The organism is Micromonospora sp. ZG13 (assembly GCF_059359355.1).
On the sequence record NZ_JCADBQ010000002.1, the window covers coordinates 332,640 to 346,661 of the forward strand.

Genomic DNA, 14,022 nt, shown 5'->3' on the forward strand with positions numbered 1-14,022 from the left:
GTTGTCCGCCGCGGGGAGATTGCGCCGGGAGCTATCCCTTGAGGCTGCCCGTGGTGAGGCCGGACATGATGTTGCGCTGGAAGATCAGGAAGATGACGACGGTCGGGATGGCGGCGATGACCGACGCCGCGATCACCACGTTCATGGGCGTACCGCCGGAGAAGGCGTAGATGCCGACGCTGACCGTCCGCGTCTCGGGCGACGGCATCACCAGCTTCGGCCAGAGGAAGTCCTTCCAGACCGCCGTCACGGCGAAGATCGAGACCACGCCGAGGATCGGGCGCGACATCGGCAGGACGATCGACCAGAGCGTGCGCAGCGGGGTCGCCCCGTCCATCAGCGCCGCCGCCATCAGGTCCTCCGGGATCGAGTCGAAGAACCGCTTCAGCAGGAAGATGTTGAACGCGTTCGCGACCAGGGGCAGCCAGATCGCGAACGGCGAGTCGAGCAGGTTGACGTGCAGGATCGGCAGGTCGATCACGGTCACGTACTGCGGGACGATGAGGACCATCGCCGGGATCATCAGCGTCGCCAGCATCAGGCCGAGGATCACGTTGCCGAAGATCGGCCGGAGCTTCGACAGGGAGTACGCCGCGGCGGTGTCGAGGACGAGTTGGAACAGCACCGCGCCGGTCGCGTAGTAGAACGTGTTGAACAGCAGTTTGGCGAGGTCGAGGTTGTGCCACGCGTCGGCGTAGTTCTGCCACTGGGGGTCCTGCGGGAACAGCGACGGCGGGGTCTGCGCGATCTCCTGGCCGGACTTGAGCGCGCCGGTGACCATCCAGTAGAGCGGCCCGAGGAAGACGAGCGTGAATCCCGCGACGACGACGGCCAGCAGCGCCCAGTAGACGATCCTGCCGCGCCCCCGCCTGAGCTGGGCGTGGGAGACGAGTGTCCGGGTTCCGGAGTCCTGTGCCATTCCTCGTCCGTCCTAGTCCTGTTTCGCGGTCAGCCGCACGTAGACGGCGGAGAAGCCGGCCAGCACCACGAGCATGATCACGCCGAGCGCGGCGGCGCCGTTGAGATCGTTCTGGAAGAACCCGTGCTGATAGATGAGGTACGCGACGGAGGTCGCCGAGTCCTCCGCGCCCGCGCCGTTGGCGAGGATCAGCGGCTCGATGAAGAGCTGCATGGTGGCGACGATCTGGAGCATCGCCAGCAGCGCGAGGATCAGCCGGGTCTGCGGGACGGTCACGTGCAGGATCCGCCGCCAGAGCCCGGCGCCGTCGAGCTCGGCGGCCTCGTAGAGTTCGCCGGGGATGTTCTGCAGCGCCGCCAGGTAGATCAGCACCGCGCTGCCCATGTTCATCCACGTCGACGCGAGCACCATGGCGGGCATCGTCATCTCGGGGGACTGCATCCACTGCGACGTCGGCAGGTGCAGCGCCTTGAGGATCGCGTTGAAGAGTCCCGCGTCGCTGGGGTCGTACGCGTAGAACTTGAACAGGAACAGCGCCGAGGCCGGCGGCAGCATCACCGGCAGGTAGACCAGGATCCGCAGGTAGCCCTTGGCGTGGCGGAACTCGTTGAGCAGGATCGCCACGAAGAACGGCACCACGTAGCCCAGGACGAGCGCGAGAACCGTGAAGGTGAACGTGTTCTTCCAGGCGGTCCAGAAACTCGGGTCGTCGATGATGCGGGTGTAGTTGTCCCAGCCCACCCAGGTGGTCTCGCCGCGTCGGGTGCGCTGGAAGCTCATCACGACGCCGCGGATCATGGGGTACCAGGAGAACATCGCGAAGCAGAGCACCGCCCCGATGAGGAACGCGTGGCCGGTGAGGTTGTCCCGCACCTTGCGGCCGAGGCTCGTACGCCGCGGCCCCGCCGGCGACGGCGACGTGGGACGACCCGTGTCTGAGGTGGTGGTCCCCGGGGCGGAGAGGATCGCCAAGGCAACTCCTGGTGAATCGGTGACCGGACGTGTGCTGCCGAGGGGCGGGGGCCGGCGCACCGGCCCCCACGCCCGTCGGGTCAGCTCTCCGCGGCGAGGAGCTTGTTGACCTTGTCCTCGGCCGTCTTCAGCAGCGCGTCGATGTTCGCGTTCGGGTTGGTCAGGACCCCGGACATCGCCGCGTCGAGCACCGCGTAGATCGCCTGCGCGTTACGGGGTTCGCCCTTGATCGGGACCGGGCCGGCCTCGAAGAGCGCGAAGTTCGCGGTGTCGACGTTCGCGTTCGCCTTGCGCAGCTCGAGTTCCTGCTTCTGCGCGTCGCTGCCGTTCGCGAAGAGCAGCGGCTGGGGCAGGCCGACCGGGTAGTTCTGCGGCTTGGCCCGCACGTAGTCGAACTGGCCCTTGCCCGGCGTCAGCTTCTGGTACGCGATCCACTTCAGGCCGGCCTTGACCTGCTCCGGGGAGAGGCCCTTCTTGAAGAAGTAGCCCTCGCCGCCACCGAGCGTCGCCTTCGCCGGGCCGTCCTGGCCGGGTAGCGGGGCCATCGCCCAGTCCTGGAACTTGCCCTGGAACTGGCTGACGATCGCCTGGGTGGCGTCCGGCGCGCCGATGAACATGCCCACCTTGCCGGCGGCGGCGTTGGTCAGCAGGTCGCCCCACTGCAGCAACTGGCGGCTGCCCATGCTGTTGTCGCCGTACCGCATGTCCTTGAGGTTCTGCAGGACCTGCCTGCCCATCGCGTTGTTGAAGTCGGCCTTCTTGCCGTCCTCGGTCAGCACCTGCCCGCCCTGCGAGTAGAGCAGGGAGGTGAAGTGCCAGCCGCCGGTGTTGCCGGCGCTGTACTCGGAGTAGCCGGCGATGCCGTTGCCGAGGGCGGAGATCTTCTTGGCGGCCGCCCGCACCTCGGGCCACGCCTTGGGCGGGGTGTTCGGGTCGAGCCCCGCCTGCTGGAACAGGACCTTGTTGTAGACCAGGCCCATCGAGTAGTTCTTCGCGGGGACGGCGTAGAGCTTGCCGCCGTCGCTGAAGACCTCCTTGAGCGCCGGGTCGACGCTGTCCCAGGTGGGGATCGTGTCCTTGTTGGCGTACTCGGTGATGTCCATCGCCTGGCCGGAGTCCAGCACCTGCTGGAGGTCGGTCATGTACCCGTAGAACAGGTCGGTGACGGTGCCGCCGGCCAGGCGGGCGGTGAAGTCCGGCGGGTTGTTGCACTGCTCGCCGACGCTCACGCTCCTGACGACGATGTCGGGGTTCTGCCGCTGGAACTCGGCGACGTCGTCGTTCCAGTTCTTCAACAGCTCTTTCTGGGAGCCGACCGGCTGACAGTCGACGGTGATGGTGACCTTGCCACCGGCTGCGCTCGTCGCGTCGTCGCTCTTGGTGGAGCAAGCCGCAAGGGTGAGCCCCAGGCCGGCCGCGAGCGCCAAGGCCGCGGCCTTCCGGTACTGCGGTACGGACATCTGTCCATCCCTTCGGGAACGGGTGTCTCCATGACGTGCGCCGAGCCGAGGTGGTCGTCACCCGGGCCGAGCGCCGTCATTGATCTGCGTCTGCCATGCGACCTGCCCCCGCCAGGTGCGTCGGGGCCAGGTGTGAGTGGAGTCACTGTAGCTATGTGGACTTGTTCCAGCAAGGTTTCGATTCCAATCTGAAAAGCAGCGACTGTATGACGTCAGATTCGAACAGGATCTTGGAACGCTATCGGATTGAGAGGCTTCGCCCCTTTGATCCGCGCTGGGCCCCTGGTTCGGACCAGCGCCCAGCCCGGGGCCCGGGTTGGGCCGGCGTCCACGGGCGGACAGGGGCGGTCGGCGCGATACGCGCACCCCGTGGAGCGCGACGGCCCCCAGGCACGCGGGACGGCCCCCGGCGACGCGAGACAGCGCCAGCCACGCGGGACGGCCCCCGCCGACGCGAAACAGACGCCGGACGGACGCCGGACGGACGGCGGACAGACGCCACAGACGGTCTGCCGCCGGCCGTCGGCGGCGACGTAGCAACGCGAAGAAGCCGCCGATTGCGAGCAGCAGTCGACGGCCAAAGCGTCGTTCGGCGGCCGGGCTGGCAGCCCGCGACCGGAGGGGTCAGTCGACGTTCAGGGGGATCGGTCGGCGACGGGAACTGCGGCCGGTGACCGGGCCGGAGCGGATCCGGATCAGCGACCCGGGGCGGGCGCGGTGGAGCCCCGTACGACGAGTTCGGGCTCGAACAGCAGCTCGTCGTGCAGCACGCCGACACCCTCGATCTGGGTGACCAGCAGGTCCACCGCGGCCTGTCCCATCGTCTCGATCGGCTGGCGCACCGTGGTCAACGGCGGGTCGGTGCAGGTCATGAACGCGGAGTCGTCGAAGCCCACCACCGACACGTCGGTCGGCACCACGCGGCCCAGCCGCCGGGCGGCCCGGATGGCGCCCAGGGCCAGCACGTCGCTGGCGCAGATGATGCCGGTCACGCCCCGCTCGACCAGCTTCGTCGCGGCGACCCGCGCACCCTCCATGGAGAAGCTGGAGCGCTCGACGTACGTCGTGTCGTCGCCCCAGCCCGCCGCCCGCGCCATCGCGTCCAACTTGCGCCGGGACGGCACGTGGCCCTCCGGACCGAGCACCATCCCGATCCGGTCGTGACCGAGCGAGCGCAGGTGCCCGTACGCCTGCTCCACCGCCACGGCGTCGTCCGTGGAGACCCGGGGGAAGCCCAGCTCGTCCACGCCCGCGTTGACCAGCACCACCGGCAGGCCCCGGTCGGTCAGCCGGCGGTAGTGGTCGTGCCGGGCGTCGGCGAGCGCGTACGAACCGCCCGCGAAGATCACGCCGGAGACCTGGTGGTCCAGGAGCATCTCCACGTAGTCCATCTCGGAGACGCCGCCGATGGTGCGGGCGCAGAGCGCCGGGGTGAAGCCGCGTTGGGCGAGCGATCCGGTGACCACCTCGGCGAGCGCCGGGAAGATCGGGTTCTGCAACTCGGGCAGCACCAGCCCGACCAGCCGGGCCCGCTCCCCGCGCAGCTTGGTGGGCCGCTCGTAGCCGAGCACGTCCAGCGCGGTCAGCACCGCCGTCCGGGTCGCCTCGGAGACCCCGTCCCGGCCGTTGAGCACCCGGCTGACGGTGGCCTCGCTGACGCCCGCCTTCTTGGCAACCTCGGTCAACCGCTTCGTCACGGCCGCAATCGTACGTCATCGCCTTGCAAGAAATGAGCAGCCGTCTGTCGAGCGACTGCTTTCCGCTGCCGCGCCCTGTCCCTCAGCCGGCAGCCCGACGGTCCGGTCCGGTCAGGACATGTCGCGCAACGCGTCCTCGATCGCCCGGTGGAAGGTCGGATACGCGTAGATCATCTGCCGGAGCCGGGCGAGCGGCACGGCCGCGTGCACCGCCACCACCAGCGCGGAGAGCACCTCGCCGCCGGCCGGCCCCACCGAGGTCGCGCCGATCAGCACGCCCTCGTCGGCGTCCGCCACCAGCTTGACGAAGCCCTCGTTGCCGGCCTTGTGGATCCAGCCCCGGGCCGACGACGGCAACCGGGCCAGGCCGACCTGCACGTTGACGCCCCGCTCCCGGGCCTGGTGCTCGGTGAGGCCGACCGCGCCGACCTCGGGGTCGGTGAACGTCACCCGGGGCAGCGCCCGGTAGTCGGCACGCGGCACCGCACGAGCGGAACCGCCCGCCCCGGTACCCGCCGCGCCACCCGTCGCGCTCGCGGTGCCGCTGGGATCGGCCCCGGCGTCGGCGCGCCGGGCGTGGTCGAGCACGTCGGCGACGACGATCCCGGCCTGGTACATCGCGACGTGCGTGAACGCCCCCTCGCCGGTGACGTCGCCGACCGCCCAGATCCCCTCGGTCACGTGCAGCCGGTCGTCCACGGTCAGGTAGCGCCGGCCGGCGTCCACCCCGACGGTGTCCAGACCCAGCTCGTCCAGGTGCGCCCGGCGGCCCGTCACCACCAGCAGCCGATCGGCGGTGAACTCCGCCCCACCCGCCCCGCGCAGGGTGAAGGCGCGCCCGTCGTGGCCGACCCGCTCCGCCCGTACCCCGGTGTGGATCTCCACCCCGTCGGCGCGCAGCGCGGCGGCAGCCACCTCGGACGCCTCCGGCTCCTCGAGGGCGAGCACCCGGTCCAGCGCCTCGACCACGGTGACCCGTACGCCGAACCGGGCGAAGACCTGCGCCAGCTCCAGCCCGATCGCGCCGCCGCCCAGCACCAGCAGCGACTCCGGCAGCTCCTCGACCTCGATCGCCTGCCGGTTGGTCCAGTACGGCGTGTCGGCCAGGCCGTCGACCGGCGGCACGGACGGCCTGGTGCCCGTGCCGAGCACGATCCCGTGCCGGGCCTGGAAGACCCGCTCGCCCACGCGCACCCGGCCGGGGCCGTCGAGTCGGGCGGTGCCCCGGACGAACCGGCCGCCCTTGCCGGTGAACCGCTGCACCGCCACGGTGTCGTCCCAGGTGTCGGTGGCCTCCTCGCGGATCCGCCTCGCCACCGGTGCCCAGTCGGGCCGCACCTCGGTGGAGCCGGCGAGCCCGTCGACGCGGCGGGCCTCGGCGATCGCGTTGGCCGCGCGGATCATCATCTTGCTCGGCACGCACCCCCAGTAGGGGCACTCCCCGCCGACCAGGTCGCGCTCGACGCCGACGACGCTCAGCCCCGCCTCGGCGAGCCGCCCGGCCACCTCCTCGCCGCCGACCCCGAGCCCGACCACGACCACGTCCACCAGTTCCGGATCAGCCATGCCGCCAGCATCGCGCACCGCCCGGCGGCCGGCCAGCCGGCCGCGCCGGAATTGCGCTGCCCGCCGACGTCCCGACCTCCTACCGTGGCCGGATGCGCGCACGCTTCTCCGCCGTCCACGACCGCTTCGCCGAACTGCTCGCCGAGGGCCGGGAGACCGGGGCCGGCCTGGCGATCTGGTACGACGGCGAGCCCGTGGTCGACGTCGTCGGCGGCGAGCGGTCACCGGGACGGCCGTGGCTGCCGGACACGCTGGTGAACGTCTACTCCGTCGCCAAGCCGGTGGCCGCCCTCTGCCTGCTGGCGCTGGTCGACCGGGGCCGGCTCGACCTGGACGACGCCGTCGCCGAGCACTGGCCCGGCTTCCGCGCCCCGGCCACCGTCCGCCAGGTGCTGACGCACACCGCCGGGCTGCCGGCGTTCCCGGTGCCCCGGCCGGCCGCCGCCGTCGCCGACTGGGACCTGCTCTGCGCCGACCTCGCCGCCGCCGAGCCCGAGTGGCCGCCCGGGTCCGTCGCGGGCGAGCACGCCTGGACGTACGGGCACCTGGTGGGCGAGCTGGTGCGGCGGGTCGACGGGCGGTCGGTGGGCCGCTTCCTGGCCGAGGAGATCGCCGGTCCGTGGCGGCTGGACCTCGGCTTCGGTCTCGGCGAGGCGGACCAGCGGCGCTGCGCCGAGCTGCGCTACGGCGATCCGGGCTGGCCGGATCGGGTCGCCGGGGAGCCGGGTTCGCTCTGGGCACGGGCGCTGGACAACCCGCCCGGCGGCCGGGACCTGACGGTGGTGAACAGCCCGCTCTGGCGCGGCGCCGAGGTGCCGGCAGTCAACCTGCACTCGACCGCCGGCGCCCTGGCCCGCCTGTACGCGGGCCTGCTCGCCGGCGGCGTCCTCGACGGGGTGCGGCTGTTCAGCCGGGAGCTGGTGGCTGAGGCGACCCGGGTCCAGTACGACGGCGACGACCTGCTGCTCGGCCGGCGTACCCGGTGGACGCTGGGCATGCAGTGGGAGGAGGACGGCAGCTGGGGCATGGGCGGGATCGGCGGCAGCTCCGCCTGGGCCGACCCCGGGCGCGGCTACACCTTCGCCTACGCCACCTCGCGCCTGGCCGACCACGACCGCGTCGACACCCTGGTGGAGGCCCTGCACTCCTGCCTCTGACGGTCGCCCACCGCTGACCATCCGGTCGCCTCCGACGAACCGGGGGTGGCCGGTCAGCGGCAGGGGACCGTCACGGGGTGGACGGGATCGGCGGGCCGGGCGCCAGCGCGGGTCCGGGGATCACCACGGGGGTGCCGGCGGGGGTGATCAGGGCGCGGGCGGCCACCGTCAGCCGGCGGCGCTGCGGCACCAGCGCCCGGTCGGCGAAGACGTCGTAGTCCCGCGCGGCCACCTCGTCGAGGATCCCGCCGTAGAGCGCGTACGCGGTGCGCATGCAGGCCTGCGAGGCGGGCGCCAGCAGGGTGATCCCGGGGGCCGCCGCGGTGTAGTGCGCCTGGGCGCGGCTCACCTCGTACGCGATCAGCTCCCGGATCCGCGGCGTGGCCCGGCCCCGGGCGCGCGCCTCGGCCAATTCCTCGCGGGTGACGCCGAACAGGGCCAGGTCGTCGTCGGGCAGGTAGGTGCGCCCCCGATCGAGGTCCTCGGCCACGTCCCGGATGAAGTTGGTGAGCTGGAAGGCGAAGCCGAGCTGACGGGCCGGCTCCCGGGCCGCCGCCGGGTCCGAGCTGCCCAGGATCGGCAGCATCATGGTGCCGATCACCGCCGCCGAGCCCTCCATGTAGTCGAGCAGGTGCCCGTAGGTGCGGTACGAGGTGACCGTCAGGTCCATCGCCATGCTCTTGAGGAACGACGCGAAGTCGTCCCGGTCGAGATCGAAGACGGCGATCGTGTGCAGCACGGCCGGAAGCAGGGGGTCGTCCACCGGTTCGCCGTGCAGTCCGGCGACGAAGCGGCCGGCCCAGTCGTCGAGTCGCGCGGCGCGCTCGGCGGGGGGCAGTTCCTCGGTGCGGTCGACGATCTCGTCGGCGTAGCGCGTGAATCCGTACAGGGCGTGGACATGCCGCCGTTTCCAAGCGGGTAGGAGCCGGGTGGCGAGATAGTAGGTGCGGCCGTGCCGTTTGTGCAGCTCACGGCAGCGGCCATAGGCCGCGGTGAGATCGGTTTCCACCGGCCCTCCTCAATTTCGACGCATGAATCGACGCAACTCGTAAGCCTAGGGTACGCTCGGCCGCATGGCCAACGACGCAGTTGCGGGTAATTCGCTCCGCGTGGCCCCCGCCGGCCCGGCCGACGGGGACGATCCGGTGCGCGCGGTTCTGGCCGCGTACACGAAGGACCTGGTCACGGCGGTGGAGGACACCCTCGCCGCCTTCCTGGCCCCGGAGGTCGACGCGCTGGGCGAGATCGACGCGGCGATGGGGGAATTCGCCGCGACGGCCCGCGACTGCGTGCTGGCCGGCGGCAAGCGCGTCCGCCCCACGTTCGCCTACTGGGGGTGGCGCGGCGTGCCCGGCGGCACCGGCTCGCTGCCGCCGGTGCTGCCCGCCTTCGCCGCCCTGGAGCTGCTGCACACCTTCGCCCTGGTGCAGGACGACGTGATGGACGCCTCCGCGACGCGCCGGGGCCAGCCGAGCGTGCACGAGGCGCTCGCCGCCCGGCACACCGCGGCCGGCCATCGGGGCGACCCGCGTCGGTTCGGTGAGTCGGTCGCGGTGCTGATCGGCGACCTCTGCATGGTCTGGGCCGACCGGCTCCTCGCGCACGCGGCCCTGCCGCCGGCCCGCCTGCTCGACGTCCGGCGCTGCTACGACCAGATGCGCGTGGAGACGATCGCCGGGCAGTACCTCGACGTGCTCGGCGAGAGCGACGCCGGGAACTGGTCTGTCGACCGGGCCCTGCGGGTGGCCCGCTACAAGACCGCCAGCTACACGGTGCAGCGGCCACTGCTCTTCGGCGCCCGCCTGGCCGGCGTCGGGGACGACGCCCCGCTGACCGCCGCGTACACCCGCTACGGGCTCGCCGTGGGCGAGGCGTTCCAGCTCTGCGACGACCTCCTCGGCGTCTACGGCGACCCGGCCACCACCGGCAAGCCGGCCGGCGACGACCTGCGCACCGGCAAGCCGACCGTGCTGCTCATGCTGGCCCGGCAGCTCGCCACGCCGGCCCAGCGGCTCGTGCTGGACGGCCTCGGCGGCGGCGTGGGGGACGCGGAGGTCGCCCGCCTCGCCGAGGTGGTCGCCGACACCGGGGCCGTCGACCGGGTCGAACGCATGATCTCCGACCGGGTCACCGAGGCGCTGGGCGCGCTCGGCACCGCGTCGATCGACGAGACCGCGCGCACCGCGCTGACCGGTCTCGCCACCGCCGCCACCAACCGGCGGGCATGATGGTCAACTTCGCACAAGGAGGTGGTCGCGTGCGCACCGTTGACGGGCGTACGGACCGGGTGGTCGTCGTCGGCGCCGGGCTGGGCGGGCTCGCCTGCGCGCTGCACCTGGCGGGCAGCGGTCGGCAGGTGACCGTGCTGGAGCGCGAGCCGGTGCCGGGCGGCCGGGCCGGCCGGCTCAGCGTGGACGGCTACGAGTTCGACACCGGGCCCACCGTGCTCACCATGCCCGACCTGATCGCCGAGGCGCTCGGCGCGGTCGGCGAGGAACTGGACGACTGGCTGGACCTCACCCCGCTCGACCCGGCGTACCGGGCGTACTACCCGGACGGGTCGACGCTGGACGTCATCACCGACACCACGCGGATGGCCGCCGAGATCGCCCGGGTGTGCGGCCCGCGCGAGGCGGACGGCTACCTGCGCTTCGTCGACTACGCGCGCAGGCTCTGGCAGTGGGAACGCGCCGACTTCATCGAGCGCAACCTGGACGCCCCCACCGACCTGCTCACCGGCAACCTGGTCAAGCTGCTGGCCGGGGGCGCCTTCCGCCGACTCCAGACGAAGATCAACCAGTTCTTCCGCGACCCGCGCACCCAGCGGATCTTCTCCTTCCAGGCCATGTACGCCGGCCTCGCCCCGCACGACGCGCTGGCCATCTACGCGGTCATCGCGTACCTCGACTCGGTCGCCGGGGTCTATTTCCCGCGCGGCGGCATCCACGCCGTCTCGCGCGGCATGGCCGGCGCCGCCGAGAAGCACGGCGTCGAGATCCGCTACGACACCACGGTGACCAGGGTGGAGACCGCCCACGGCCGGGCCACCGGGGTGGTGACCGCCGACGGCGAGCTGATCCCGGCCGACGTGGTCGTGCTCAACCCCGACCTGCCGGTCGCCTACCGTGACCTGCTGCCGCCGAGCCGCCCGCGCAAGCTCACCTACTCCCCCTCCTGCGTGGTCCTGCACGTCGGGTCGACACAGGGATATGGGAAGATCGCCCACCACAACATCCACTTCGGACGGTCGTGGAAGGGCACCTTCGATGAGGTCATCAGGCGGGGCCAGCTGATGAGCGACCCGTCCCTGCTGGTCACCAACCCGAGCCGGACCGACCCGTCGGTGGCCCCGGCCGGGCGGCACACCTACTACGTGCTCGCCCCGGTGCCCAACCTCGACCGGGCGCCGTTCGACTGGCGGGGCGACTTCACCGAGCGCTACGCCGATCAGCTCGTCGGCACCCTGGAGGAGCGCGGCTATCTCGGCTTCGGCGCCGGCGTCGAGGTGCTGCGGGCCGTGACCCCGGCCGAGTGGGCCGAGCAGGGCATGGCCGCCGGCACCCCGTTCGCCGCCGCGCACAGCCTCTTCCAGACCGGCCCGTTCCGCCCGTCGAACCTGCACCGGACGCTGTCGAACGTCGTCTTCGTCGGCTCGGGCACCCAGCCCGGCGTCGGCGTGCCCATGGTGCTCATCTCCGGCAAGCTAGCCGCCGGCCGCATCACCGGTGATGCCTGATGGCCCGCCCCCTCGCAACAGGGAGACACCTGCCGTGACCAGCCGCGAGACGCACCTCGTCGAGCTCGTGGACGACGCCGGACTGGCGCGGGGCGAGACCACCGTGTCGGCCGCCCACCAGCCCCCGGGCCAGCTCCACCGCGCCTTCTCGGTGCTGCTCGTCGACCCCGGGGGCCGGGTGCTGCTGCAACGGCGGGCAGCGGTCAAGACCCGCTTCCCGCTGCGCTGGGCCAACGCGTGCTGCGGCCACCCCACGCCCGGCGAGTCCCTGGTCGAGGCCGCCAACCGCCGGCTGCGCGAGGAGCTCGGCGCCGACCCGGTCGAGCTGACCGAGGTCGGGGTGTACATCTACTACGCCGAGGACCCGGCCACCGGTCGGGTCGAGTTCGAGTACGACCACGTCCTGCGGGGCGAGTTCCGGCCGGGCAGCCCACTGCTGCCGGATCCCGACGAGGTGGCCGAGCTGCGCTGGGCCGACCCCGCCGCGCTGACGGCCGACCTCGACGCCGACCCCCGCGCGTACGCCCCCTGGCTGGGCGGGGTGGTGAACCGGCTGCTGCACCCGTCGGGGCCGGCCGCCGGCCCGCCGGGCCAGCCCGGCATCCCGTCCGGCCCGCCGGCGAACGACGCGTCGGAGCGGTCGGGTGGCCGATGAGGCGCTGAGCGCGGGAGCCGTCGCCCGACGGCTGGGCGTGGCCGTGACCACCCTGCGCACCTGGCACCAGCGCTACGGCCTCGGGCCAAGCGAGCACGTACCCGGGCACCACCGGCGCTACACGCCGGCCGACCTCGCGCGCCTGGAGGTCATGCGGCGGCTCACCGCCCAGGGGGTCACCCCGGCGGAGGCGGCCCGCTGGGCCCGCCGGGCGCCGGACGCCGTGCCCGCCGACGCGGCCGTACCCCCACGGGTGCGCGCCGTCGCCGGCCGCGACGGCGGCGGTTCGACGATCCCCGTCGGCCGGGCCGGACCGGCGGCCCGGGGGCTGGCCCGCGCCGCCATGCGGCTGGACTCGGTGGCGATCGGAGAGACGATCGCCCGGAGCCTGGAGGCGAACGGTGTGATCGCCACCTGGGAAGGTCTGCTGCGTCCCGTGCTCTTCGGCATCGGCGAGCGGCACGTCGCCACCGGCGGCCTCGTCGAGGTCGAGCACCTGATGTCGCGCTGCGTCTCGGAGGCGTTCGCGGTGGTCGCCCGGGCCGCCGCGCCCGCCGGGCCGGCGCGCATCGTGCTCTCCTGCGCCGACGAGGAGCAGCACACCCTGCCGTTGGAGGCGCTCGCCGCCGCGCTCGCCGAGGCGGGGGTCGGCTACCGGATGCTCGGCGCCCGGATGCCGCTGCCCGCGCTGCTCGAGGCCGTCAACCGGACCGGGCCGGCCGCCGTGGTGATCTGGTCGCACACCCGGGCCACCGCCGATCCCGCCCAGCTCAACGCCCTCCTCGCCGCGCCCCGCCGGCCGCTGCTGGTGCTCGCCGCAGGGCCGGGTTGGCTGGCGGACTCGCTGCCCGCCGGGGTGGTCCGGCCGGTCGACCTCACCGAGGCGGTCTCGCTGGCGCTCGCCCTGCGCGACTCGCTGGACCAGGCGTCGGCGGACTGACCGGGGATCCCGGGGCGGGACGCCGTCCACTAGCGTCGGGAGGTCCGCCGACCCCGACCCCTCCGGGAGCGAACGATGCGCCCACGCGCCGTGCTGGCCGCCGGCCTGGCACTGGTCCTCCTCCTCGGCGGCTGCGGCGACGGCACCACGAGCGGCCGGCGGGCCGCCGGGCCCGCACCCGTCGCCTCCGCCCCGCTGCCGGCCGAGCCCGCGCCGTCGGCCGGCCCGCGACCCAGCCGCCCCACCCCACCCCGGCGCCTGGTCCGCCCGCTGCCGACCAAGCTGCCGGCGGGGCTGCGACGCACCACCGGCGTACGGACGGTGGCGTTGACCTTCGACGACGGGCCGGATCCGACCTGGACGCCGAAGGTCCTCGACCGCCTCCGGGCGGCCCGGGTAACCGCCACCTTCTGCGTGGTGGGCAAGCAGGCCCGGCGCCATCCCGACCTGGTCCGGCGGATCGTGCGGGAGGGCCACCAGCTCTGCAACCACAGTTGGAACCACGATCTGGATCTCGCCCGACGGCCGGCCGCCGAGATCCGGCGGGACCTCCTGCGCACCAACGCGGCCATCCGGGCGGCGGTGCCGGGCGCCAAGGTGCCGTTCTACCGGCAGCCGGGCGGCCGGTGGACGGCCGAGGTGGTGACGGTCGCCAAGCAGCTCGGCATGCGGTCGCTGCACTGGCACGTCGACCCGCAGGACTGGGGCAAGCCGACCGCCGCGACGATCGCCAAGCGGGTACGCGCCGCGGCCCGCCCCGGCTCCGTCGTGCTGCTGCACGACGGCGGCGGTGATCGGGCGGCCACGCTGGCCGCCTGCCCACGCCTGATCGCCGACCTGAAGCGCCGCTACGGCGTCGCCCGGCTCCGCTAGAGCCCCCTGACCTGCGGTTTTGCGGGGCGCTGTGGCTAGGGCCATAC

The 14,022-nt window shown here is 72.9% G+C and carries 12 protein-coding genes; 6 read left to right on the plus strand and 6 right to left on the minus strand.

Going from position 1 to position 14,022, the window contains the following annotated elements; genetic code table 11:
* Positions 1–31: 31 nt before the first annotated feature.
* The 5 genes from AC5L34_RS05400 to AC5L34_RS05420 form a co-directional block, all read right to left on the minus strand.
* Positions 32–919: a carbohydrate ABC transporter permease gene (locus AC5L34_RS05400; protein ID WP_441173711.1), complete on the minus strand. Its 888-nt coding sequence runs from the start codon at positions 917–919 to the stop codon at positions 32–34.
* Positions 920–931: 12 nt separating this feature from the next.
* Complete coding sequence (locus AC5L34_RS05405; protein ID WP_441173712.1) at positions 932–1,891, minus strand: carbohydrate ABC transporter permease; 960 nt, start codon at positions 1,889–1,891, stop codon at positions 932–934.
* 80 nt (positions 1,892–1,971) lie between these two features.
* Positions 1,972–3,351 (minus strand): ABC transporter substrate-binding protein, encoded by a 1,380-nt coding sequence (locus tag AC5L34_RS05410; protein ID WP_441173713.1) that lies wholly within the window; start codon positions 3,349–3,351, stop codon positions 1,972–1,974.
* Between the two features lie 695 nt (positions 3,352–4,046).
* Positions 4,047–5,048 carry a LacI family DNA-binding transcriptional regulator gene (locus AC5L34_RS05415; RefSeq protein ID WP_363892374.1) on the minus strand — a complete coding sequence of 334 codons (1,002 nt, stop codon included), beginning with the start codon at positions 5,046–5,048 and terminating at the stop codon, positions 4,047–4,049.
* A gap of 111 nt (positions 5,049–5,159) precedes the next feature.
* Complete coding sequence (locus AC5L34_RS05420; RefSeq protein WP_441173714.1) at positions 5,160–6,614, minus strand: dihydrolipoyl dehydrogenase family protein; 1,455 nt, start codon at positions 6,612–6,614, stop codon at positions 5,160–5,162.
* A 92-nt stretch (positions 6,615–6,706) separates the two neighbouring features.
* Here AC5L34_RS05420 and AC5L34_RS05425 point away from each other — a divergent pair, with 92 nt between their 5' ends.
* Complete coding sequence (locus AC5L34_RS05425; RefSeq protein ID WP_441173715.1) at positions 6,707–7,771, plus strand: serine hydrolase domain-containing protein; 1,065 nt, start codon at positions 6,707–6,709, stop codon at positions 7,769–7,771.
* A 70-nt stretch (positions 7,772–7,841) separates the two neighbouring features.
* On the opposite strand, the gene AC5L34_RS05430 is transcribed toward AC5L34_RS05425, so the two are convergent.
* Entirely contained in the window at positions 7,842–8,780 is a 939-nt protein-coding gene (locus AC5L34_RS05430; protein WP_494823956.1) for a phytoene/squalene synthase family protein, read from the minus strand.
* Positions 8,781–8,844: 64 nt separating this feature from the next.
* Between AC5L34_RS05430 and AC5L34_RS05435 the strand changes: the two genes are divergently transcribed.
* The 5 genes from AC5L34_RS05435 to AC5L34_RS05455 all read left to right on the plus strand — a co-directional run bounded on the left by AC5L34_RS05435 (position 8,845) and on the right by AC5L34_RS05455 (position 13,975).
* Positions 8,845–9,999 (plus strand): polyprenyl synthetase family protein, encoded by a 1,155-nt coding sequence (locus AC5L34_RS05435; protein WP_441173717.1) that lies wholly within the window; start codon positions 8,845–8,847, stop codon positions 9,997–9,999.
* On the plus strand, positions 9,999–11,507 hold the full coding sequence (gene crtI, locus AC5L34_RS05440) for a phytoene desaturase family protein (RefSeq protein WP_358166185.1): 1,509 nt from the start codon (positions 9,999–10,001) through the stop codon (positions 11,505–11,507). Before AC5L34_RS05435 ends, crtI begins: the two co-directional genes overlap by 1 nt.
* A 34-nt stretch (positions 11,508–11,541) precedes the next feature.
* Complete coding sequence (gene idi, locus AC5L34_RS05445; protein ID WP_441173718.1) at positions 11,542–12,162, plus strand: isopentenyl-diphosphate Delta-isomerase; 621 nt, start codon at positions 11,542–11,544, stop codon at positions 12,160–12,162.
* Positions 12,152–13,102 carry a MerR family transcriptional regulator gene (locus AC5L34_RS05450; protein WP_441173719.1) on the plus strand — a complete coding sequence of 317 codons (951 nt, stop codon included), beginning with the start codon at positions 12,152–12,154 and terminating at the stop codon, positions 13,100–13,102. The genes idi and AC5L34_RS05450 overlap by 11 nt, the downstream gene beginning before the upstream one ends.
* A gap of 75 nt (positions 13,103–13,177) precedes the next feature.
* A complete protein-coding gene (locus AC5L34_RS05455; RefSeq protein WP_494823959.1) occupies positions 13,178–13,975 on the plus strand; it encodes a polysaccharide deacetylase family protein in 798 nt (265 codons plus the stop codon).
* The last annotated feature ends 47 nt before the right edge of the window (positions 13,976–14,022 follow it).

Excerpts from the sequence above, each read along its gene's own strand:
- AC5L34_RS05400 (WP_441173711.1), bottom strand. The coding sequence starts at position 919 with ATGGCACAGGACTCCGGAACCCGGACACTCGTCTCCCACGCCCAGCTC.
- AC5L34_RS05410 (WP_441173713.1), bottom strand. The coding sequence starts at position 3,351 with ATGTCCGTACCGCAGTACCGGAAGGCCGCGGCCTTGGCGCTCGCGGCC.
- AC5L34_RS05420 (WP_441173714.1), bottom strand. The coding sequence starts at position 6,614 with ATGGCTGATCCGGAACTGGTGGACGTGGTCGTGGTCGGGCTCGGGGTC.
- AC5L34_RS05425 (WP_441173715.1), top strand. The coding sequence starts at position 6,707 with ATGCGCGCACGCTTCTCCGCCGTCCACGACCGCTTCGCCGAACTGCTC.
- AC5L34_RS05435 (WP_441173717.1), top strand. The coding sequence starts at position 8,845 with ATGGCCAACGACGCAGTTGCGGGTAATTCGCTCCGCGTGGCCCCCGCC.
- crtI (WP_358166185.1), top strand. The coding sequence starts at position 9,999 with ATGGTCAACTTCGCACAAGGAGGTGGTCGCGTGCGCACCGTTGACGGG.
- AC5L34_RS05455 (WP_494823959.1), top strand. The coding sequence starts at position 13,178 with ATGCGCCCACGCGCCGTGCTGGCCGCCGGCCTGGCACTGGTCCTCCTC.